This is a genomic window from Paenibacillus sp. MAHUQ-45 (assembly GCF_058133325.1).
This window is the reverse complement of sequence record NZ_JBYUPV010000002.1, coordinates 356673-379449: the sequence shown is the minus strand read 5'-3', so window position 1 is coordinate 379449 and position 22777 is coordinate 356673. Positions and strand designations below refer to the sequence as shown.

Here is a 22777-nt window from a genome sequence, read left to right as displayed (position 1 = left end):
CTAGTGTCCACCTTCCAAGGGAGGATCGACATGCAGGTCTTGATCCGGTGCTTTGAAGTCCCAACGAGTGAACGTGACTTCAAAGCCGGCACGGGTTGGCGAACAGGTGTAAGGACCGGCCTGGTTCCCGGATTCGTATGGAAAACGAGCTACACGAATCGTACGCCAGCCGTGATTCTCCGTCCGTGCCCGGATAATCACAGCATCCTTCATGATCGAAGCGCGCAGTGTGACCTCTTCCCCGGCCCATTCGGGTACAGCCGCAAGCGACCAGTCGGAATAGCCATCGGTTACCACAGCGGATAGCTGGGGGATGCCATCATTGATTTCGATCCCCGCTTTTATCCATTGCCCCGGGCCATGATACAACAGTATGCCTGCCTGATCGTATAGCTCCTTAAAAGAACCGAGTTGAAACGACACCTCTACCGCGTTACTGCTTTCCCAATCCGTCAATAAGGCAGCGCCATCCTCAAATTCGAAGCCATATAGCGTCTTCTTCCAGAAGTCTCTTCCCTTTTCAGGCATAACCTTCAGGAATTCTCCTTCTCTATAGGTAGACTCTGGAGCATTGATCCATGTCCCAGCATCCCAGTCCATTCTTTTCGTTGTCATTGTTTAGATCTCCTTGTATCTTGTTTTTTTTGCTTGCAGGTATTGTGGAATGCAGTTATCATAGTAACAAACCTTTTTAAATCATTTTTAAGAAGTGTTATAATAATAGAAATATAATAAGAGTGCTATCAAAAGTCAAGGTTAATTTCAGAGCATTCTTAGGATCAGGAGGATCTTATGAACGAAAAAGAAAAAGCAAAAAACGGGTTATTGTATGATGCGAACTATGATTCTGCATTGATGGAGGAACGCATATGGGCTAAGGATCTCTGCCATGAGTACAATCATTTACGTCCTTCAGACATGACTGAACGTAAAGCACTCATTGAGAAACTGGTAGGAAAAACCAGCAAAAGCTTTCATATTGAACAGCCATTCTGGGTTGATTACGGGTACAACATTGAGATTGGTGACAATTTCTATGTCAACCATAACTGTGTTATTTTAGATGCAGCCAAAGTGACATTTGGAGATAACGTATTTATAGCGCCGAACTGCGGCTTCTATACCGCCGGGCATCCACTGGATGTGGAGCAACGTAACCAAGGATTAGAGTATGCCTACCCGATTACAGTGGGTAACAATGTGTGGTTTGGTGGCAATGTCGTGGTCTTGCCTGGTGTAAGTATCGGTGATAATACCGTCATTGGGGCGGGCAGTGTAGTTAACCGGGATATTCCTTCTGGCGTGATCGCTGCAGGAAATCCTTGCCGGGTCATCCGATCCATTACTGAAGAAGACAAGAAGAAGTATTGGAAAGAGTAGCCTTTCCGCATAGTTTTCTCTCCTTAGGGAAAAGATGTAAATGCTTCAACATCTTATTCCTGATAGGAGAGCAGCATGCGGAAACTGACCACTCAGAAAATCCCTTCAACAAATCATTCATCACCAGCTTCTGCCGAAGGTGTGCATTCATCCAGTGATTCATCCTCCCCTGCCATTTCTTCAATGTTGGAAGATAATTTGAGAACCATAGAAGAGTATTTTGTGAACTGCACCGATTTAAAAATCCTCACGTGGAACTATGGGCCGGGGCTGGAACAAGCGGCTTTTTCTGTATATTTTGACACCTTGACCAAGTCCACACTGGTTCATTTTGTGAAGGATACCTTGCAAAATCTGGTTCCGCACGAGCTCGGGCCTGCCACGACGGTGACCCTTGACGATGTCATCGATTTTTTCGAAAACAAGGGCGTGGCTTCACCATACGTTGAACTTATGGATGATTTTCAACAAGTCGTTAGCGGCATACTGGATGGAAAAGTCGTCATTTTTTTCAATGGCTGGCCAAGAGCAATCGCATATTATGCCCTTGATGTAGAACAGCGTCAAGCCTCTGAGCCCATTACAGAAGCAACCGTCCAGGGCCCCCATGTGAGCTTCATAGAAAGTCTGGAACGCAATATCGGTGTCATTCGAAGTCTGATTAAATCCCCTAATCTCAAATTCGAGCTCTTCACCGCTGGCAAGCAGGTTCAAAGAACGTTGTCCTATGGCTATCTGGAAGGCGTTGTGAAACCTGAGACGTTAAGTGAATTCAAACAACGTATTGACGGTATCGTCCAGGAAGAGATTATCGAGGTCTCTTATCTTGAGGAGTGGATCAATGATTCTCTCTACTCCCCTTTTCCGCAGGTGCGATATACGGAACGTCCAGATACCGCTGTTAACGCGCTGCTTGATGGCAAGATCATCGCAATTGTTAACGGGAGCCCTTCAATTCTGATTTGCCCGGCGAACTTTATGGAATTCTTCACCAACAGCGAGGATTACTACTATCGGACGATTTTCTCGTCGTTAATCCGGTTGATTCGGGTCGCTGCCTTCATTATGGCGCTGATGCTGCCCAGCACGTATATTGCGTTGTCCACCTTTCACTCTGAACTCATTCCCACAGTTCTACTGCTCGCAATCCTTAATACAAGAGAAGGTATTCCGTTCCCTGCGTTGATTGAGGCCCTAATCATGGAGTTTTTCTTCGAGCTTCTGAGGGAGGCGGGGATTCGCTTGCCAAGGCCGATCGGATCGGCTGTCAGTATCGTCGGTGCGTTGGTCATCGGACAAGCAGCCATACAATCACAGATTGCTTCACCGGTTATGGTCATTGTGGTTGCCCTGACAGGCATCGCCTCTTTTGCGCTTCCTCAATACAATATGGCGATCGCCCTGCGAATTCTGCGCTTCCCGTTAATGTTCCTCGCCGCCACATTCGGTGGACTTGGCATCATGGTTGGGGTGATCCTGATCTATCTGCATCTGACGACACTGCGCTCTTTGGGAGAGCCGTACCTCGACTCTTTGGCTCCGCTAGACCTCAAGAGACTGCGCGATGCGATTATCGTGGTCCCTAGACGCTTACTGGTGCATTCGCCACGGGGGCGGCACTTCTATAGAAAGACTTCGAGAAGGAACAAGCTCAGATGAGACGGCTATCTTCCATTCTGCTATCCCTTCTTGTGCTCAGCTTGACTAGCGGATGCTGGGATAATAACGAGTTGGATGAGTATGGGTATGTCCAAGCGATTGCGATAGACCAAGGCGAAGACAATCGTATTGAGATCACGACTCATTTCTATAATCCTTCCAACAAAATGGAGGCTGGAGGAGATACGACTAGTTCTGCATCAAAGGGGACTAATATTCGTACCAGCGGAGAGACCTTTTTTGAGGCTATACGGGAGATTCCTGCGAAATTCGGAAGAAAGGCCAAATGGGATCATATGCGCGTGATCCTCATCGGGGAGCAATTGGCCAGAAGCTCCAGCATCCGGGAAGTTCTTGATTTTTTCTCCAGAGACCATGAACCGCGTGGTACGATCCTGCCCCTGATTGCCGAGCAGTCAGCGAGCCAATTTTTGAACACTAAGCCGTTTATTGAGAACACCATTGGTCAACAGTATAAAAAGATGGAGACAACCAGCGCCCATTACTCCGCCAAAACTTCCGATATTCCACTGTATGATCTGGCTATACAATTGAGCAGCCCTTCTAAAGCCTCGGCCATTCCTTATCTAGTTAAAAGCGGTCCAGATCAAGAAGCGAAAGTCTCCGGGGTCGCTTTAATTCAGAATGGTAAAATGGTCGGCACTCTGGGGGAGCTGGAAACGGAAACGTTCATGATGCTGACGGGCAGTTACAGGTATGGGGTACTGGAATTCCCTTGTATGAATCATACGAGCAAACAGACACACAAAAATGAATCCCTTGAAGTTCTTACTTTCAGCAGCAAGCTTACCCCAACGGTGAAGGATGATAACGTCTTTGTCGACGTAGATGTTGCATTCGAAGGAACGATCGGTGAGCTCAGCTGCTCACACTTGAAGACGAACAAAGATATGAGCCGTTTCGAGCAAACCATCAAAGAACAGGTTGAGAAGCAACTGGAACATACCCTCACAACCTTCAAGACAAAAAAGGTGGATGTACTGGGAATTGGCAATCAGATTTACAGACGCAACCCAAAGCTCTGGAACCGGCTAAAACCAACCTGGGACCAAAAACTCGCGCAAATGCAATTCCGGACCAAAGTTAATGTCAAAGTATTAAGTACCGGTATGAATACAGGTACCATCTTCGGAACAAAGGAGAAATAGAGGTGGCAGGGAAATTCATCACTGTCTTGTTGTTAGCTTCCGCTATGTTTGCGCATGATCTTCCGAAGTTCAGAAAAGCCCGTGCCCGGGACCTGCTTGTGTATGGAGCCTTTCTGGTGCCTCTGCTGTACCTGGCTTTTATTTTTGTCACAGCGAAGTCATGGCCTAATTTGGACTCGATCTTCAATGTACTTAGGGGGCCTGCCCGGCAGTTCATACACTGGCTAAACCCTGTTAATTCATAAGCCTATAGGATCAGGAGGAACGTATGAGAAAACAAGAACATATCAGCTCTTTGCAAATGTCCATGCTGTTCCTCTTCTACATGACAGGCTCCTCCATCGTCATCGTCCCTGCACCACTCACTAACGTTGCCGGCAATGGAGCCTGGACTTCTCTTCTAATTGCTTCTGTGATGGGGATGCTGCTGCTATCTGGCATTCTTTACTTGAACCGAAAAGCGCCAAATCTGTCACTAGTGGAACAAAGCCGCTCCGTGTTAGGCAACATTCCGACCCTTCTGCTATTAATTCCTTTTTCATGTGTACTATTCTGGAATATCGCGGGGATTGTGCTGGAGATTGGAACCTTTTTCAAAACTACGATGTTAAAAGAAACCCCCACCTATGCCGTCAACACGATGTTCTTTGTGACGATTGCTTTAACGGCTTTGGCTGGAATTGAAGTAATCGCACGCATGGCTACTTTTTTCTTAACGCTGATGTTTGGCTGCATCGTCCTGGTTTGGGTTCTCGTTAGCGGCTTGTATCACCCGGAATACTTGCTCCCTGTGATGCCTGATGGAATCAGACCGATCCTCAATGCTGCCTATGTCGTCTATGGATTTCCCTATTCCGAGCTTATTGTATTCTCCATTATTTTGCCGTTCGTGAAAAGTGAAGACAAGCCCAAGCTCGGCAAGCATATGTATTTTGCGCTCATTGTCAACGCCCTGACGTTGATTGCATCAGTTCTTAGCAGCATTATGGTTCTGGGCCCCCTTTCCGGGGATTTGAAGTATTCATTATACCAGTTGGCCAGATTGATCTATTTTCAGGAGATTATTGAACGGATTGAGTCTGTCATTGGTTTTGCGCTCATCGTCGGTTTTTATTTCAAAGCCTCAATTCTTCTGCTGATCCTAATAAAAACCCTTAGAGACCTTCTCCGCTTGAAAAATGAACGCCTGCTGGCCTTTCCCGTTGCCTTCATCTGCCTGCTGCTATCGGTAACGACTTATACCAAGGAGGCTGAACTTGAGGAGCTCGTTAACCTCACATGGCCACTGCTCAACAATCTGGCTTATGTCCTGCCGTTTCTTCTGATTCTGGCGGTCACTTTCATTAGATTTCATTTGAAAAGGTGGAACAAGCAACCGCTATAGTAACGGCTACTTGTCCAAGACTGTTGTTTAGCTAAATAGGTCTTACTTTTAATTTGGACCAAGTCCTTGTTCTTTTAGAAATTGAGTGACAACTGACTTTTTAGCCATGTCTCCAAGGGTTCCCGGGATTACATCAAATCCATGATGCGTAGATGGGAATTTTCTTAATGTTATGTTAACCCCCATATCCTTTGCTTTCTGTACTACCTCATAAGTTCCTTGTGCTGGAATAAAGTCATCGTTTTCTGCTGCAACTATAAGTGTAGGTGGTGCAGAAGGAGATGCGTAGGATAATGAGGAGATGGCTGAAAGCCGTTCTGGGTGCTCTTCAGGTGAACCACCGATGTAATCTGCTGTAAAATCCTTTGGACTTTGACCATTCCACCATTTTTGCCCGTGGTCATAAGAATAACCGGGATTCACAACAGGATATCCAGCGATTACCGCCTTCGGCTTTGGATTTGTTATAGAATCAGGACGATCTTGCATAGCCTCGTTAATTGCTGCCGCCCAACCGAGGTTGACAGCCAGATTACCGCCTGCTGAGTCTCCCATTACAATTAACCTATTATTGTCTCCACCCCATTCTCCTGCATGTTTGGAAACCCAAGCTAGCGCATTCGCAACATCAGCAGGCGCCTTATCCCATGTTGCATATTGATCTGTAGCTAATCGATAGTCTACACTTACCACCAGCCAACCTTGATCTGCATACCACCTCATGGTGGAAGACAAATCTGATGCCTGGCCGCTGATCCAACCACCGCCATGGATATACATGATAACCGGTGCTGCATTGGTATGGACTGAAGGCTTATACACGAGTGCCTTCAGCTCTTTACCATCAGCCACCTGATAAGTTTCCGTGAGATCAGGAACGGCAGGTTTTGTCGAGAATGGCCAAATCGTCGATAGCACATTTATCGAGCCGCCATTGTCATATGTTTCCTTTATAAAATTCCCAACGATCCCACTGGAGGACAATAACGCGAGCACGGACAAAACAACGGTTGTATTCGCAAACCATCGTTTCACCTTTTTGCGCAACACCAAAGTAACGATAACCACAGCCAAACTAGCAACAACAAAGAGCGGACCCAATACCGACCAAGTCATAATTCCAATGATTATTAATGAACTCCCTTTAATGGGAACAAGTAGAGTGAGGGCAGCAAATACTACCACGATACTCACCAAACCTCCAATAATAAGGAGAATTGAACGCAGTATTTTAATTGATAAAGAAGACACTTGGTTTGTAGTCACAATTTAAGCCTCCACCCTAAATTTTTATATAACCAACATAGAACTTTAAACTACGAATTTCCTTCTCCATAATGTCTTTAGTGGTTTTTAAGCACCCAAGGACCTATTAGATCTGCTGTATCATTCAGGATGGTTAAATGTTTTTCGCCAGGCACAATCTGCGTGAACGACTGGTCCTTTACCTGCTTGGCATTGCTTGCATAATCAACAACCTTCTGCGGATTCATGATCTCATCGTCTGCCCCAACCCACAACCCGAAAGGCTTGTCGATTGCAGCAACCTCCTCCGAAGGATGACGAGGATTCAGGGCCAGTGACATAATGACGCTGTTATTCTGCACCAATCCAATGTCTGACTTCAACTGTTCTTCAGAATAATTGTAACGCACCCCTACAGCATGTCCTTTAAACAATCCTCCTGTAAGTCCATTGACGATATACGCCTTGGTACATACCGTTGCAAAATTACCATTACCCTCATACATTGTGTTCGACCGCAGTCCAAAGTCTGGCGCAACGAACACATAGCCGTCCACTGACTGGTGGGCAGACGAATTAATATAATTGACGATCAACCCTGCTCCTGCGGAATGACCACCTAAGTAAACAGGCAAACCAGGAAATTCTTTATGCGCGTTGTCAACTAACACATTCACATCATCGTATACCCGTTCTTTACTCGGCGCGTCCCCTCTTGGCCCCTCAGACAGACCATGTCCCCGGATATCCGGTAAGTAGGTTGCTATACCATATTTCGTACTCAGACCTTCTCCAATCGGCTCATAACCGGCTGCACTATTAGCACCTGAACCATGATAAAAGATCACCACTGCCTTCGGTTTAGCCGGAGCATATTCACGATAAGCTAACCGCACATGATCACTAGTCTCTACATACTGAACATGTTCATTCATTAACCGATTTCCCGTTGCAGTCGCGCTTCCCCCCACACCTTCAGAGGATACATCGGAGACCACATGATCTGTAAATTGGCAGGACGATAGCGGTGTTGCCGCATATATCACTCCACCGAGCAGCAGTACACAAACTATGGAAAGTAGAACCAACAATAGCTTTTTAAAGCGTCGCATATTTGTTACCTTCCTTTCTAACCATCCGTTATTAATCAGTATGTTGAATTTAAGAAATTCTAAACTCAACAAGCCAAACCAGATCTTACAGCAGACTGATGCATTGACATCTAAATAATTTATTCTGGATAACGTTCCTCTTTTCTATGATTATTGACAAGCTATACACTGATTGTAACGGAATGTTGATAGCCTAAAGTCCATCCACAGAATGATTTCCCGCCTCCACCCGGAGATGGACCAAAGATGGGTCAGTCAGGCCCGATTCCATTCCCAACTGATGCACCAAAAAAGACAGCCTTAAGGCTGCCCTGTAGAAACAAAACATATAATGGAATCCAACGTAGGCACCTCTCCTTTATCCCGCTAATATAGTGTAGAAAAGAAAGGTGGGAGGCTGATGGGTACATGAATATTCAGGAGCAATGGGCGATCTTTCTGGCTGCCATTTGTAAACAGACCTATGACCAGTACAGCAATAAGGACGGTTCCTTTGTTGTGCCATTGAATTACTCGGTCGTTGATACAATTCAGGCGAAATCTATCACCAACGTTTGGGAACGCTTCGGGTTTATCCTGGAATCGGCGACTGCGATTATTGTTGCTTTTCGGGGCACCAGTTCGACGAGCAATTGGATCTCTGATGCCATGGCCACACAAGTAAAGTTCGATTATATTAAGGAAGATTGTCTTACACATCGTGGCTTCACGAACATCTATTCTTCGGCCCGCGAGGAAATTCTCTCCGCCCTGAGTAAGCTGTCTCCAAATAAGGCATTATACATTACCGGCCACAGCCTCGGAGCAGCACTGGCGACTTTGTGTGCTATAGATGTTGCGGCAAACACAAATCACACCAACCCGAACCTGTTTACATATGGGTCTCCCCGTGTAGGTGATCCTGAGTTCGTGCAAGCTTTTACAAATTATGTTCGGAAAAGCTCCCGCTATGCCAATCTCTTCGATGTCGTTACCTATGCTCCGCCGACGGTCTTCAAGCTGCCCAAACAGGAAAAAAAGTACTACTACAAACATGTTCCGACCCTAATTTCGCTGTCCTTCCAGAACGGTTCTGTAGGGGAGAATCATATTATCAGCAGCTATTTTGCAGAACTCTCCAGGCTCCAGCCCCAGTTCGCTGAAGAGTTATGTATGACCAATCCGGGTTTCTGTCCGGTCGCTGAGGTGAAAACAGAGCAGCCGGTTAAGTGATGTATTTTGTCTACTGAACACCGGAATGAGTAGAGTTTATTTTCGGACTAATTTAGTCAGAGCCACTCCATGGTTATAGCGGGCATCCAGGTCTGTTGGATTAAGTTCGATACTTTTTCCAAAACAATGCACTGCCTGCTCCAGCTGTCCTTGAACATAAAAGACAATCCCCAGGTCATAGTGAATATCTCCGTTAGTCGGGTCAAGTAATATAGCCTTTTCAAAAGACTCAATTGCTTCATTATCGAACTCTAAGTTATATAAAAGCTTGGCTTTGTTATAATGCGCCCCCGAATGATCAGGACTGTCCTTTATAGCTTGATCATAGGCTGCTAAGGCTTCGTCAAATCTCCCTTGCTCTTTTAAAGCGTTAGCATTATTGAAATGAGCTGAACCAAATGCAGGGTCTAGCTCGGTTGCTTTTCCATAGCATTCTATTGCTTCATCCAATCTGTTCAGGCTCACCAGCGAATTAGCTTTATTGTACAAATAGTACGGCTTCTCTAAAATTTCAATAGCTTTATTATAAAAACCAATAGCCTCACCATGCCTATCCAAATCCGCCAATGCATTGGCGATAACGAAATAAGGAATTGAACGTTCCGGTAATAATTCCCTTGCCTGCTGAAAAAACTCGATAGCCCCCTCTGGGTTGCCGCTTTCCGCAATTGCATTCCCCTTATCAAGCAGGGTTTTATATTGTTCATTTTTATAATTCATGAGTTGCTCGCTTTCATAATTTATATAACTTTACTCCGCTCCCACTCCCTAAGACTGCTCGGTATATGCCCTACCGCCAGAATAACGCTGAAGATCAGCATATATACAGAGTGCAGGACCACGGAGGCGCATAGAAAATAAACAATTGGACTAATCGCTAGTGGTACAGGAACACCCAGCATTGGCGAATAGAGCAGTTTATACTCCCTACCATTTCTAAAGTACCTCCCCCACCCAAAATAGTACAGTAAAAGAGCCAATACCATCCCGACTAGTGAAATGATTTCGTAAGTTTCTTGAAGATGTATTGCGAAGAATAAGGGAACTACAATTACCCCAACCCTTCCAACACCTTCTGCTACCGTGTAAAGCAGCTTCTTATTCTTTTCACTGGGCATGTTTCGTGGCTCTAACTTAAAGAATAGTAGACTGGGCAATAATATCAGCAGCGGTATCACAAGACTCCATGGATGAAACACAGCCGTCCCTCCCTGTATTCAATTTATTTCCATCATAATGCCAGAGAACGTTACATTATATGAAGAAATACACAAAAAAGGCACCCTTGTGATCTACAAAGATACCTTTTCTATAAGTCTTCTATAATCCAAGAATCTGCTTCTTCTTTGCCTCGAATTCTTGTGGGGTAATAATACCGGAATCCCTAAGCTCAGCGAGTTGCCGCAAATCATCAATCGATCCGCTAGAAGCCGGAGATGCCGAACGCTTGACTTGACCTGATTTATAACTTGCGATGTAATCACGGATCTTCTCCGCCGTTTTCATTTTTCCTGGTTGAATGAGTACGACGTTTGCGTCTGCACCTTTCAGATTATCCTTTTTAGAGGTTTCAAGGTTAGGGGTAATGACTTGTAAATAGGGAACTTTTAAAAATGGCTTAACTATACTAATAGTTACTACAGAGTCCAATGGAATAGTCTTAGTCTGTCCGCCCAATTTCTGTACATTACTTGGCTTTATTACGAGGTAATCATCATAAAGTTCAAGAGAAGATGTACCCCCGCTAATCTGATGCAGCATATTATTCACCTCATTTGGAATGATAGCTCTATCTTAGCATATGTTTTCAACTTTCTTCTACATATTTCCTCTTCATACGACTCATTTCTAAAAGATTATTGCCATTATGGGCAAATGATTATTATAGTAGTAAGAGTACAAAGCATAAGGAGTGGTTAGAAATGAGTAGCTGTTGTCAAACGACTGCCGATAAATCTGCAATGCTTAGCCAATGCCCTGTTTGTCAGCAAAAGGGAAAAAGCGTTCAACTGATTACACTAAAAGCCATGCTACAACCAACAGCGTTAGAAACAATTCATCCCGAATTGTCATACGTATTCTGTTCTAATCCATCTTGTGAAGTGGTTTATTTTAACGATATACAGACCTATAACAAAGATAAGCTCAAAGTTTCTGTGTTTCAGAAAGACGATGACTTGGATGTGCCTGTTTGCTATTGTTTTGGATGGACAAGAAAACAAATCATACAAGCGATTCAAGAAAATCAACAACCAAAACCAACTGACCATATTCGTGAACAAGTTCAAGCGAAGCGCTGTGGTTGTGAGATTAATAACCCACAAGGAGCCTGCTGCTTGGGCAATGTTACTTCGTTCATTCGAAATCTCGACAAGAGTTCCGGGTTCAGTCCAGCTTCAAATACTCTCTGATTCCTTCATGAATAGCAGAAGCAACCGATTGTTGAAAAGCAGAGCTCCACATCTGTCCCTGATTCCCCGGGTTCGTTAAATATCCCAGTTCCAATAGTGTGGCAGGCATATTCGTCTCTCTTAGCACAAAATAACTTGCTTTCTTGACCCCGCGATCCTTGAAGCCCGTAGCCGCTGCAACATGCCTGTGAATGACTTCGGCGAACGCCAGAGATTCGTCATGATAATAGAAGGATTCCGTACCAGACACCGAAGAATCGTCGAAAGTGTTGCCATGAATGGAGATAAACAGGTCGGCGTTCAGCTCATTGGCCAACTTGGGCCTATACAGTTCATGAGTGGATATAAATGTATCATCTGTCCGTGTCAGATCAACCTGTATTTCTGGGTCTTGCTCCAGTACATCAGCGATGGCTTTAGACATGCTTAACGTGAATTCCTTCTCAAAGTGGCCATTAACAGCGGTGGCCCCGGGATCTTCACCGCCATGACCCGGGTCAATCACCACTTTATATACCCTCTCTGGTTTCATAACGATCTGCTCGGTCTCAACGATTCTCTTGGTATCCATCATTTCTGTACCAACAGATGCCCCGGAGTTACTACCTCTGTCAATACTTTTTTCACTAGATACTGTTTGTTCGCCGCTACTACAAGCAGATAGAATCACTAGCAACAGAAAACTGCATATTAGAAGACCCGTTTGTTTGCTCATCTAGTCTAACTCTCTTTCCAGATTGGAGTCTGCCCATTCTCAGCCATCTGCAGTTTCTTCGCGGGACTGACAGGATGGAGTATGGTAAAATAATGGGAATAGTTCCTGTAAAAGAAGGGGGTTCTTTCACATGAATAAGAAATATCTCTTGGGGATTGCGGCACTTTTGGCTGTTGTGATTACCTTTTCAACCTATAGCCTTAAGCGTGAGCCAGGCGATGATAAAGTTATCTCCTTGCACAAGCTGCACACTTTAGCTCAAAAAGGAGAGCATTTAACATGGTCAGATTTCGAGGGTTATCCTTTTGAAGATATCGGTTCCGGGTTATACATCCGTAAATATGAAGTGGAAGGCGGAAATCACTTATTACTTAGCGGAGGGAGCATAGACCGTGCTCCAATGAGTATTAATCTGGTCAAGACAAACGGGGAGCCGATCGATATCCGGTATGAGGAGGTTAGTGATTGAGAGCAGTAAAATGAAAATGAATCTATTTCTTAACAGGAGGTTTTTCTGATGAAAATCAAAAAAATCCGTGTCGTTTTACTTGCTGGTGTATTAACCCTAGGAATCAGTGCTGTCGCCTCTGCTAATGGTATTATTAATAATAATTCTGTCAAACAAGAACAAGTTAACACTTTAAGCAAAGGGTATCAGTTAGTGAATGGCAATGTCTATGACAAATATGGAAACCTGTTGATACCAATAAAAAATGGATTAACGCCAGATGGCTACACATTATCACCAAATTTCAGTGTAGTTTATGGTGATAATACAATTGAAGAAACCGTTTCTTCAAGAGTAGCAACCACTGGCACCGATATTTTTAACGGTACTAAAGGGGTACCGAAGAACACTAACGGCACTAAAGGCGTATCTAAGAACACTAATGGTACTCAGAGTGTGCAACTTGGTTCGGATTTTTCATTTACAAGTAGTGAGCCTGATTTCTACGTCGAATATTCATCAGGCACAATTATTGGTGTTAACTTTAGCTTAAACAATATTACAACCGGACAAGTTGTTACATGGTTCTCAAATGTTCAGGTTGGTAAAGCCAGAACATTTACAGGAGTTTATAACCCTACAAGACCTGATGATAAATTTAACGTAAAAGCTAGTGGTCAGCGAGGTTCTGGCAACGTTACTTTAACTGTGAAAACTTATCTACAACAGTGATTCACTCGAAAGACGCTCTTGCAGGAGTGTCTTTTAATGCTTATAAGAAGACGAATCATATGACTATCGCAATCATGAGGTTGGCATGTTAATTATCAACTTTGCCTCTAGTTTTCCGCTTTCTATATCTGACTAAACCATCAATAAGTAACCCTACTACGAAGTATGAAAGAAAATGAATGACATAGGCGGGAAAGGCAACGGAAATATCGGCACTACCACTGTTCATCGTTGCACTTTCATAGTTGAAATACCAATGGTTAAACGGCTCCAAGTAAATCGTATTAACCAATATGGGATTTGAAATAAATAGAAGAATATTTTTGCTATCATATCCTAAATAGTTATGCAAGCAGATTGCAATACTTGCAAGCGAAAGCCAAAATGTAGCTTTTTTGAGGAACACGCATACCACCACCATTTGTGTGATTTGACTATATAATAATAATATTTTCGAAAAGAGTATTTCTCTTTTTAGACCAATTCTAATTAAGGATGCTATATATTTGAGACCTTATTTTATTCGCATATCTTCGTTCAGCCATTTCTCAATCTCAGCTATCTTTTCCGCATATCGTCTAATCGCGTTGATCGTCCCTGAGACCTGTTCAGTTCCTAACTGCTGTTCTGTTTCATCCGTACATTCTATCCATAACGACCGCTTCAAGCTATATTCCAGCCAATCTAACTTACCTAAAAAACCGTTCGCTAATACGATGCTCCAGTTGGCTTGTAGCGTTCCGTACTTCCTTCTATAGCCACCTAAAAAAGCAAAGAATCTTTGCTTATCAATATCCCCATGTTCATTTTCAGACCAATACAAAGCAGTCTCAATTAAATCTTGCATAGGGTTTCTATAGCCCGCTGACTCCCAATCAATCAGCATCGGATCATCCTGGTTCCACAACACATTTTTGGAGTCTAAATCTCCATGACTAACAACCGTGCTTTGCGTAAGCAGCTTGGCTGATTCAATAGCTAAAGTATCCCAAACATAAAGTTCGTCGATGTTTTCATGCAGGAGATCAACCCATTCTGAATGACTTACCTTTCCCTTGTTCAAATAAAAGCTCCAGTCCATCAACTGTCGAACCTCTGAGCTGTTATTCCTTAGATCCAATGCTGAGAAATCGGTCCTATGTATATCTGCCAGTATGGAACCTATTCTTTCACAATGATCTGTCTGTATTTCGTCAGGCTTCAGACTCCTGCCCGGTATCCAATCGAATACAAGATAGAACTGTTGATCCACTTGCTGAATAGAAGTTCCATGATATTGTTTAGCTGGAAGAGCCGGGATTTGAACTGCGGCGGCAGCATTAGCAATCTGTTCAGAGCTCACATAGTTCTGCATAGCCGTTGGTCTGCGCATAATTTCCGGGTTCAATGCTTTAATAACATATTTTCCAGTTGTCGTCACAATCTCAAACATACGGTGCATCAACCCGCCGGACAACGCCACAGGACCATTCACGATCTCCCCAAGCTGTAAATTACTACATACCGTGTCGATTTGTTGATCTTTCATTGTTCATCTTCACCCCACCACATTAATTCTGGATGAATATTACAATCCCCTGCCTTCTTTGATCTGATAGGTAAAAAAAGAGATTGTTACCCTCCATTGACGCTGCTGGACTGTCGTCTGGCTCTAAGGTTCTATTGTCATCCCCCCAACAAATACGATATGATGACAAAGATTACAAATATATTGGGAGGTAAAATGGAAGATATTATACTGTGGCTTAAATACCTGTTTCTAGGAATTGTACAAGGGGCAACTGAGCCAATCCCCGTTTCTTCGAGTGGACATTTGATTATTGCACAAAAATTGCTAGGTTTAAAACAAAACGGATTGTCATTTGAAATCTTGACGAACACAGCTTCACTGATTGCGATTTGCTTTATTTTCCGAAAAGATATAGGAAGACTCATCAGTGGATTCTTTGGATTCATCCGCACTCGTAAACCAGAATACAAGTCGGACTTCCTCTTCTCTTTGTATGTCGTCATTGGCACTCTGCCCGCGGTAATCGTGGCCGCATTGTTTAAAGATCAGATTGAGGAGATTTTCTCTTCCGTGCACACGGTTTCCATCGCATTGCTCGTTACGGGTGTTGCACTGTGGCTGATTCGTAATCTTCGCGGTCGCAAACAGGATGGTGATTTAACAGCAAAGGATGCTGTCTTGGTCGGTCTTGCCCAAGCTGTAGCTCTTATCCCTGGTATTAGCCGTTCCGGTGCCACCGTCATCTCCTCCATCGCTGTGGGGATGAAGCAGGAAACAGCATTAAGATTTTCGTTCATGCTCTATATTCCTGTTAGTTTGGGCGGACTGGTATTGGGCGTCTCCGATATTGCCCATGATCCGAACCGCTCAGCGTTGGCTATTCCTTATGCGATAGCATTTATTACTACATTAATCGTGACTTATTTCTCCATGCGTTGGTTTATGGGAATCATGGCTAAGGGGAATTTGAAATACTTCTCATATTACTGCTTCGTAGCCGGCATATTACTCCTTATTTTCATGTGAGTATCCTGCCCAACTACAACTTCGACCCTCATGCAGACCCTTGTGATTACAAAGGCCTGCATGAGGGTCGGTTGTTTAATTGGTATGTTTTTTTATAATTGAGGTGGGCTGGTCAGCCCATTATTGAGACTGTTTTATCTTTCCAATATGGGCTGCTCTTAATGCGGTATCTTGAATATTTGCATTTGCAATACTATCATAAATCTTCTGAATCTGATCCGTTGTAAGCTCATGTGTAGCCAATGTCTGCCGCAGCCGATTGGTCTTTCGCTGAATAAACTCGGACAGTTCTGTATCATATATAATCAGCTCATTGGACTCAATCTTGCGCAATTCCGGATCAATGCTAAAACGGCAACGCATCGTAAAGGAAATCATAGATATGTAGGTTAACCCGGGAAATCCGTGCAAGACCAACTCTAGAGCCTTTATGTGTCCATAGTTCTGCCTCAAGGGGTTGTACATGTTGAATCTGTTGCTTACGCGCCAATACTTATCAGACCGGGTTCCTTTGATCTCGCCATTATAGTTTTTAGTCTCAATGACGAACAGGCCGTACGGTGAAATAACAACGTGGTCGATTTGCGAATATCCAGTCTGAGAATTAGGATTTGGGATCATAATATCGCTAATGTATTTCGTGTCTCTGGGCAGCTGGTCCAGTTGAATGTTGATCTTATATTCCCCTAGTTCACCTATTCTGGAGGCTTCGATTCTCCGGGTTTTTGGTGCATTTGATCTTGTGGATGCTCTTGGGTTGGATGATTTCTGTGGCTTTGGACGGGTAGTTTTACTGGACGATTTAAACCATTGCTTTAATTTCGAGAACATGTTGAAACTCCCCTACCTTTGCTTCTAAATTCATTTAATACCTGTACCGCTTCTTTGGGCGTTTTTATGATAATAATTTGAGTTTGATCGGAGTAGTTTTGAAGCTTATCCATGATTCCGGGCAGCCGTTCTTTCCTGAAATTCCAGCCATATTTTATAAATTCCCAATCGATCGACTCCGGACATGCTTCATTCAAATCCGGCCTGCTCTTGCCATGATATTGGATTCGCCTCTTAATCACTCTGTAGGTAGTGATCCATGGAGACAAATCAAATAATACGATGACATCCGCTGCCTGCATTCTAATATCTAGCGTTCTTCCATAATAACCATCGATGATCCATTCCTCTCGTTCTACCAGGCCTTTGATCAGGTCAACCCACTCCTCATTCGGAGTCTGAACCCATCCCGGCTTCCAAAAGTACAAATCTAAATGGTACACAGGCAGCTGCAATATTTCTCCCAGTTCTCTTGAAAACGTTGATTTACCTGAACCATTGGAACCAATAATCATTATTTTCATTTTAGATCCCTTCTCTGTAATTATGGTTTAATATGAAAATTATACCACATCGTCAAATGTGACAATGCCCATAAGTACGTTGTCAGGCGTTACCACAGGGACGGCGAGCAGACCGTATCTTTTAATAATCTCCACAATCTCTGTGCGAGGTGTATCCGGGGAAGCTGCGATCAGCTTGGAGCTCATAAGATCCAGAATCAACTGCTTTTCCGAAGCAACGATCAACTGCCGTAAGGAAACCACGCCCAACAAACATTTGTTATGATCCGTAACGTACAGGTAATAGATCGTCTCCGCATCGCTGGTCATTAGTCGCAAATCGTTCAACACCTTCATTACTGTATCTGCCCCGTCAATTGTATAAATATCGGTTGTCATTAAGGAACCCGCAGAGCCTTTAGGATAGGCAAGCAGATGTTTAATGTCCTCTGCTTCTTCTTTCTCCATGCGATCAAGGAAAAAATCAGCCTGTGTATGTGACAGCAGACCGAAGAAATCGGTAGCATCATCCGAAGGCAAATCGTTCAGCATCTCGACAGCATACGTTTGATCCAGCTCCTGAATGATGTTCTTTTGCCGCGCCGGTGCCAGTTCACTGAAGATTTCCCCAAACTCAGCAGGCGATAGTAGCGTGTAGATCCGCTCGCGTCTCTGCTGATCCAGGGTGAGGAAAAAATCGGTCTGATCCGAGGGATGCAAATTCAAAAAATCCTTGCGAAATCCTTCCCGTTCGCCCTCTTTCAGTGCTTGGAGCATGTAATAAGTGTATTCCTCACGGAATTTGTATTGATGCAGCTTGAGCATGTTCATTCCTCCTTTTCACTTACAATTGTTCTACTTCTACGCTTTGTACATGATCGATTTTCTTAATAAAGTAATAGATTTCGGTGGTGTATTGCTTATCGGGCACAGACAGCGTCAGATCAATCAGCTGGCACTGATTATCGAGATCCTTCAGCTTCATATAACGGATTTTGAATTCGCGCTTAGCGGACAATGACTCTTGGTCCTTGCCTTCTATCATCTGGATCAATTCAGTCATCCGATAGTTGGGCTCAACTACAATTTTGACACCCACATCATGCCGACTCAGTGCTTCTGGACCTACAGATTTGATCAGCATTGGGATGACATTGACCGCAAGAATCAGCAACATCACGCCGGCAAAAGCTTCTGCATAAAATCCCGCCCCGATAGCAATCCCTAAGCCTGAGGCCGACCAGATCAGCGCTGCTGAAGTCAGGCCGGAAATGACCTCATTACTTCTGCGAAGAATAACGCCTGCTCCGATAAAACCAACACCACTCACCACCTGAGCCGCCAGTCTCATCGGGTCCATATTGGGATGATTCGGACCGCCAAATTTGCTAAATGCCTGATTGGATACAATGGTGATCAGACAGCTAGCAATACAGATTACCATGCTAGGGCGCAAGCCAAGTTGCTTGTGTTTGATCTGTCTGTCTATACCAATAAGCATTCCGAACAGCAGCGCCAGGCCCAATTTCATCATCATTTCCAGTTCCATCATCATGATTTCCACTTCCTCTTATACGTATTTTTCGGGAAAACAAAAAAAGCCCTTCAGTTAAGAAGAGCTTCGAACGGCCATATGATATTCACTAGATCTGCATACCAAATAAACCTGTCAGCACGGTACTGTCCTTTCGTTCCATGAAACGAAAAGCTCGAACCAACCAGGGGCACATGAACGCAGCGCTAGTAAACGGCCAGTCTTTTTTCTTCTTAAAACCAAGTAATGATCCATATAAACTGCTTTTGAATACCTACTACTGTCCATGTGATATTCCCCCTTTCATAAATAAAAACCCTCTAGATCAACTAGAGGGCAGCTTAAGCGTACGCACGCAAAAAAGATTCCGGCTCCCCCCTGGTTGAGTTTTGGCACTATACAACGTAAAGAAATATCATCATTTCTTAGCTGCCTTATGGAAAGCCTTATGCCGACAATCCCTGTTCTACCCGTAGGCATCTTTCGATGTTCCCGAGCAGCAGCCTGTGTTTGTATAGGAGCCTCGCCTAACGAGGACTATTCAATTCCTAGGTGATTTTACGCTGGCAAGCGCAGGTTGTCAATAGGCATTTCACTATCAAAATAGTAATCACACACGGTTCTCCTAACACATACATATATAGAGTAATATTTCAAAAAAACCTCTTGACTTTAATATTTTCAAGGATTACTATTGCAGAGGAAATGAATATGTCCTCGTTAGGTGAGGCTCCTATATGAACATAGGCCACTGCCCAGAAATATCGAAAGATGCCCATGGGTAGAACAGGGATTGCCGGATTAAGGCTTTTCATAATGTGGCTAAGAGTGTAATCACTCTTTACGTTGTATAGTGCCAAAGCTCGACTAGGGGGAATACGCTGTTTTTTTGCGCGTTTATTTAACCCTCTAGTTTGTCTAGAGGGTTTTTTATTTGACTGATTAAGGGGGGATACCACATGGATGGCAGTCCGAGTTGTAGGAGAATCGTTGTAAATCACAAGTTTGTACAGAGAGAGAACCGCGTTCTCTTTACGCTCCAATCATTACACTGCTTCATTCCCTGCGAAAAAAGTATCTCCGCCGGGTTTGTTTAAGTATGCGTTTTTGACATGTGAGCGTGAAAAGAAGCGGTGTATCTAAAGCTCTCTCTGATCTCAGGGAGAGCTTTTTTGCACTTCATACCGCTACAAGACGCAGACCGTAATTGTTTGCGCAAGGAGGAATTCACATGTTCAAAAACACAAAAGGCAAAGACAATATGACTCAAACCATTGCTGAACGTCTCATTCAAGCTTCCATCTCTTCACAAGAGGATCTCATGGAGGATTACAGCACTCATCAGCAAGGACTGACGGAAGATGAAGCGAAGCGGAGACTGGAGAAATACGGCGAAAATCAGATTGCTCATGACAAAACACCTGCCTGGTACATTCAGCTGCTGTCCTGCTTCAAAAATCCGTTTATTCTAATCCTGCTCTCACTCGCAGCCTTTTCCTATTTTGTTGACAATGATGTTCAAGCCGTTATTATCATCGTTACTATGGTTACTGTTAGTACAATAATCACCTTTACGCAGGAATTCCGCTCCTCACGAACCGCTGAGAAGCTGAAGGCTATGGTGAAAACGACCGCCACGGTAACCCGTAAATCGGAGCGGAAAGATATTAATATGGAGCTTCTAGTGCCTGGCGACATTATTCATCTTTCAGCAGGCGATATGGTACCAGCAGACGTAAGACTGATTGCTTCAAAAGATTTGCATGTTGCTGAATCTGCCCTGACCGGTGAAGCTATGCCCGTGGAGAAGCTGGACATCCTTCCCCGTGGAGCCATCTCACAGTCACGCAAGCAGAATAAACCTCTGAACGCGCTTGAACTGAGAAATATGTGTTACATGGGCACCAACATTATCAGTGGTACTGCTACAGCTGTTGTTGTTGCAACAGGCTCGGGCACTTATTTTGGCTCCATGGCGGGTACGCTGCTTGGCAAATCTCCTCTTACCAGCTTTGACAAGGGCGTAAAGAATATTACTTTTGTCCTGATCCGCTTCATGCTGATCATGGTACCGATTATTTTCGTCGTCAATGGCTTTACTAAAGGAGACTGGTGGGAAGCTTTGCTGTTCGGTCTGTCAGTAGCTGTTGGCCTGACTCCCGAGATGCTTCCGGTTATTGTAGCAGGCAATCTGGCCAAGGGCGCCGCAACGATGGCCCGCAACAAAGTCGTAGTCAAACGCCTGAATGCGATCCAAAACTTTGGAGCCATGGACATTTTATGTACCGATAAGACAGGAACGCTAACCCAAGACAAGATTATCCTTGAGAAACATCTCGACGTTCATGGCAAGGAGAACAGCAAGGTACTGGAGTACGCCTTCTTGAACAGCTATCATCAGACCGGACTCAAAAACCTGCTGGACGTTGCCGTTCTCGAGCATGCCGAGCTGACGCCTGCACTGGGCGCAGAACATAACTATCGCATGGTCGATGAGATCCCCTTCGACTTTAATCGTCGGCGCATGTCTGTAGTTCTCGAAACAACGGATAAAAACCATCTTTTGGTTAGCAAGGGTGCTATGGAAGAAATGCTGAGCATTTGTACGCATGTCTTGGATGGCGCTAAAGGCAAAATCCCTCTCACTGCAGAGCTTATTGAGGAAGTGCATTCTCTGGTACAGCAGATGAATGAAGATGGCCTGCGCGTGCTTGCTGTGGCGATTAAGGAAACTGAAGCCAAAGAGGAACTTTACGGAATTGCTGATGAGCAGGAGCTCGTTCTGGTCGGATATCTGGCTTTCCTTGATCCGCCGAAAGAATCAGCCAAAACCGCCATCCGTGCGCTGAAGGAAAGCGGTGTGGACGTTAAGGTAATTACCGGCGACAACGCTGCCGTAACACGGAAAGTCTGTAAGGATGTAGGCATCAAAGTTAATGATATTCTGATCGGTAGCTTTATCGATGATATGACGGATGAGCAATTGGCTGCAGTCGCCGAGAAAACAACTGTTTTCGCCAAGGTGAATCCGATGCAAAAGGCACGCATTGTACGTGTGCTGAAAAGCAATGGTCACACGGTAGGCTTCATGGGAGACGGCATCAACGATGCCATTTCCCTGAAAGAAGCGGATGTCGGTATTTCTGTCGATACAGCTGTCGATATTGCCAAAGAATCTGCAGATATTATTTTGCTTGAAAAGAGTCTGATGGTGCTAGAGCAAGGTGTCATTCAAGGCCGCATTACCTTCGGTAATATGATTAAGTATATCAAGATGACAGCCAGCTCCAACTTTGGCAACATGTTCAGTGTATTGGTAGCCAGCGCATTTCTCCCGTTCCTGCCTATGCTGCCAATCCACCTGCTGATCCAAAACCTGTTCTATGATGTGTCACAGCTCTCTATTCCATGGGACCGAATGGACAAAGAATACCTGCGGAAACCGCAAAAATGGGATGCTAAATCCGTCAGCAGATTCATGGTGTTTATTGGCCCGATCAGCTCCATTTTTGATATCACGACCTATGCGTTGATGTGGTATATCTTCTCGGCGAATTCCATGGATCATCAGACGCTGTTCCAATCCGGCTGGTTTATCGAAGGATTGCTCTCACAGACACTGATCGTACACATGATTCGCACTGAGAAAATTCCATTCATCCAAAGCCGGGCCAGCGCGCCTGTCATTATCTTGACCGGTGTGATTATGGCGCTTGGTATCTATCTGCCGTTCAGCGGATTCGGAGCAAGCATCGGCCTTCAGCCTCTGCCATTCTCCTACTTCCCTTGGCTGATTGCTACTCTGCTGGCTTATTGCGTGGTGACACAACTCATTAAGAAATGGTACATCCGCAAGTTCCAAGAGTGGCTGTAAGGCAACAACTTTTATCTGCTGCAATGGAGCAG

At 44.4% G+C, this 22777-nt stretch carries 23 protein-coding genes and 2 riboswitches; of the genes, 11 read left to right on the top strand and 12 right to left on the bottom strand.

Annotated features, from left to right (window positions below):
• Complete coding sequence (locus AC3Y23_RS05385) at window positions 1-615, bottom strand: DUF1349 domain-containing protein (protein WP_379196440.1); 615 nt, start codon at window positions 613-615, stop codon at window positions 1-3.
• A 177-nt stretch (window positions 616-792) separates the two neighbouring features.
• On the opposite strand from AC3Y23_RS05385, the gene AC3Y23_RS05380 reads away from it, so the two are divergent.
• The 5 genes from AC3Y23_RS05380 to AC3Y23_RS05360 all read left to right on the top strand — a co-directional run bounded on the left by AC3Y23_RS05380 (window position 793) and on the right by AC3Y23_RS05360 (window position 5592).
• Window positions 793-1380, top strand: a complete 588-nt coding sequence (locus AC3Y23_RS05380) for a sugar O-acetyltransferase (protein ID WP_379196438.1) — start codon at window positions 793-795, stop codon at window positions 1378-1380.
• A gap of 75 nt (window positions 1381-1455) precedes the next feature.
• Window positions 1456-3039, top strand: coding sequence for a spore germination protein (locus AC3Y23_RS05375; RefSeq protein ID WP_379196436.1), 1584 nt, complete (start codon window positions 1456-1458; stop codon window positions 3037-3039).
• Entirely contained in the window at window positions 3036-4208 is a 1173-nt protein-coding gene (locus tag AC3Y23_RS05370; RefSeq protein WP_379196434.1) for a Ger(x)C family spore germination protein, read from the top strand. The genes AC3Y23_RS05375 and AC3Y23_RS05370 overlap by 4 nt, the downstream gene beginning before the upstream one ends.
• A gap of 2 nt (window positions 4209-4210) precedes the next feature.
• Window positions 4211-4453: a hypothetical protein gene (locus AC3Y23_RS05365; RefSeq protein ID WP_379196432.1), complete on the top strand. Its 243-nt coding sequence runs from the start codon at window positions 4211-4213 to the stop codon at window positions 4451-4453.
• Between the two features lie 23 nt (window positions 4454-4476).
• A complete protein-coding gene (locus AC3Y23_RS05360; protein ID WP_379196430.1) occupies window positions 4477-5592 on the top strand; it encodes a GerAB/ArcD/ProY family transporter in 1116 nt (371 codons plus the stop codon).
• 48 nt (window positions 5593-5640) lie between these two features.
• Here the strand turns inward: AC3Y23_RS05360 and AC3Y23_RS05355 are convergent, their stop codons facing one another.
• Together AC3Y23_RS05355 and AC3Y23_RS05350 are read right to left on the bottom strand one after the other, a co-directional pair.
• The gene (locus tag AC3Y23_RS05355) at window positions 5641-6858 is read right to left on the bottom strand and encodes an alpha/beta hydrolase (RefSeq protein ID WP_379196428.1); all 1218 of its coding nucleotides are present in this window, start codon (window positions 6856-6858) and stop codon (window positions 5641-5643) included.
• A 77-nt stretch (window positions 6859-6935) separates the two neighbouring features.
• A complete protein-coding gene (locus tag AC3Y23_RS05350; RefSeq protein WP_379196426.1) occupies window positions 6936-7949 on the bottom strand; it encodes an alpha/beta hydrolase in 1014 nt (337 codons plus the stop codon).
• 408 nt (window positions 7950-8357) lie between these two features.
• Here AC3Y23_RS05350 and AC3Y23_RS05345 point away from each other — a divergent pair, with 408 nt between their 5' ends.
• Complete coding sequence (locus AC3Y23_RS05345) at window positions 8358-9161, top strand: lipase family protein (RefSeq protein WP_379196424.1); 804 nt, start codon at window positions 8358-8360, stop codon at window positions 9159-9161.
• A 36-nt stretch (window positions 9162-9197) separates the two neighbouring features.
• Here the strand turns inward: AC3Y23_RS05345 and AC3Y23_RS05340 are convergent, their stop codons facing one another.
• From AC3Y23_RS05340 to AC3Y23_RS05330, 3 genes are all read right to left on the bottom strand, one after another.
• On the bottom strand, window positions 9198-9881 hold the full coding sequence (locus AC3Y23_RS05340) for a tetratricopeptide repeat protein (protein WP_379196422.1): 684 nt from the start codon (window positions 9879-9881) through the stop codon (window positions 9198-9200).
• 20 nt (window positions 9882-9901) lie between these two features.
• On the bottom strand, window positions 9902-10360 hold the full coding sequence (locus tag AC3Y23_RS05335) for a hypothetical protein (RefSeq protein ID WP_379196420.1): 459 nt from the start codon (window positions 10358-10360) through the stop codon (window positions 9902-9904).
• Between the two features lie 121 nt (window positions 10361-10481).
• Window positions 10482-10922, bottom strand: coding sequence for an SHOCT domain-containing protein (locus AC3Y23_RS05330; RefSeq protein ID WP_379196418.1), 441 nt, complete (start codon window positions 10920-10922; stop codon window positions 10482-10484).
• Window positions 10923-11083: 161 nt separating this feature from the next.
• On the opposite strand from AC3Y23_RS05330, the gene AC3Y23_RS05325 reads away from it, so the two are divergent.
• Window positions 11084-11572, top strand: coding sequence for a putative iron-sulfur cluster-binding metallochaperone (locus AC3Y23_RS05325; RefSeq protein ID WP_379196416.1), 489 nt, complete (start codon window positions 11084-11086; stop codon window positions 11570-11572).
• Here the strand turns inward: AC3Y23_RS05325 and AC3Y23_RS05320 are convergent.
• Complete coding sequence (locus tag AC3Y23_RS05320) at window positions 11547-12287, bottom strand: N-acetylmuramoyl-L-alanine amidase family protein (protein ID WP_379196414.1); 741 nt, start codon at window positions 12285-12287, stop codon at window positions 11547-11549. The genes AC3Y23_RS05325 and AC3Y23_RS05320 overlap by 26 nt on opposite strands.
• A 130-nt stretch (window positions 12288-12417) precedes the next feature.
• Between AC3Y23_RS05320 and AC3Y23_RS05315 the strand changes: the two genes are divergently transcribed.
• Complete coding sequence (locus AC3Y23_RS05315) at window positions 12418-12756, top strand: hypothetical protein (protein ID WP_379196412.1); 339 nt, start codon at window positions 12418-12420, stop codon at window positions 12754-12756.
• A gap of 48 nt (window positions 12757-12804) precedes the next feature.
• A complete protein-coding gene (locus tag AC3Y23_RS05310; RefSeq protein ID WP_379196410.1) occupies window positions 12805-13467 on the top strand; it encodes a hypothetical protein in 663 nt (220 codons plus the stop codon).
• Between the two features lie 514 nt (window positions 13468-13981).
• Here AC3Y23_RS05310 and AC3Y23_RS05305 read toward each other — a convergent pair.
• Complete coding sequence (locus AC3Y23_RS05305) at window positions 13982-14995, bottom strand: aminoglycoside phosphotransferase family protein (RefSeq protein ID WP_379196408.1); 1014 nt, start codon at window positions 14993-14995, stop codon at window positions 13982-13984.
• 195 nt (window positions 14996-15190) lie between these two features.
• Between AC3Y23_RS05305 and AC3Y23_RS05300 the strand changes: the two genes are divergently transcribed.
• On the top strand, window positions 15191-16003 hold the full coding sequence (locus tag AC3Y23_RS05300) for an undecaprenyl-diphosphate phosphatase (RefSeq protein WP_379196406.1): 813 nt from the start codon (window positions 15191-15193) through the stop codon (window positions 16001-16003).
• 120 nt (window positions 16004-16123) lie between these two features.
• Here the strand turns inward: AC3Y23_RS05300 and AC3Y23_RS05295 are convergent, their stop codons facing one another.
• Genes AC3Y23_RS05295 through AC3Y23_RS05280 form a run of 4 tightly spaced genes read right to left on the bottom strand, consistent with a single transcriptional unit; the run spans window position 16124 to window position 18892 of the window.
• On the bottom strand, window positions 16124-16834 hold the full coding sequence (locus AC3Y23_RS05295; protein ID WP_379196404.1) for a nuclease-related domain-containing protein: 711 nt from the start codon (window positions 16832-16834) through the stop codon (window positions 16124-16126).
• A complete protein-coding gene (locus AC3Y23_RS05290; RefSeq protein WP_379196402.1) occupies window positions 16819-17358 on the bottom strand; it encodes a DNA topology modulation protein in 540 nt (179 codons plus the stop codon). The genes AC3Y23_RS05295 and AC3Y23_RS05290 overlap by 16 nt, the downstream gene beginning before the upstream one ends.
• Before the next feature lie 39 nt (window positions 17359-17397).
• Complete coding sequence (locus tag AC3Y23_RS05285; RefSeq protein ID WP_379196400.1) at window positions 17398-18162, bottom strand: magnesium transporter; 765 nt, start codon at window positions 18160-18162, stop codon at window positions 17398-17400.
• 19 nt (window positions 18163-18181) lie between these two features.
• Window positions 18182-18892 carry an MgtC/SapB family protein gene (locus AC3Y23_RS05280; RefSeq protein ID WP_175372527.1) on the bottom strand — a complete coding sequence of 237 codons (711 nt, stop codon included), beginning with the start codon at window positions 18890-18892 and terminating at the stop codon, window positions 18182-18184.
• Window positions 18893-19238: 346 nt separating this feature from the next.
• Window positions 19239-19413: riboswitch (M-box (ykoK) riboswitch) on the bottom strand.
• 167 nt (window positions 19414-19580) lie between these two features.
• Window positions 19581-19753: riboswitch (M-box (ykoK) riboswitch) on the top strand.
• A gap of 349 nt (window positions 19754-20102) precedes the next feature.
• Here AC3Y23_RS05280 and mgtA point away from each other — a divergent pair.
• Window positions 20103-22745, top strand: coding sequence for a magnesium-translocating P-type ATPase (gene mgtA / locus AC3Y23_RS05275; protein WP_379196397.1), 2643 nt, complete (start codon window positions 20103-20105; stop codon window positions 22743-22745).
• Window positions 22746-22777: the final 32 nt, after the last annotated feature.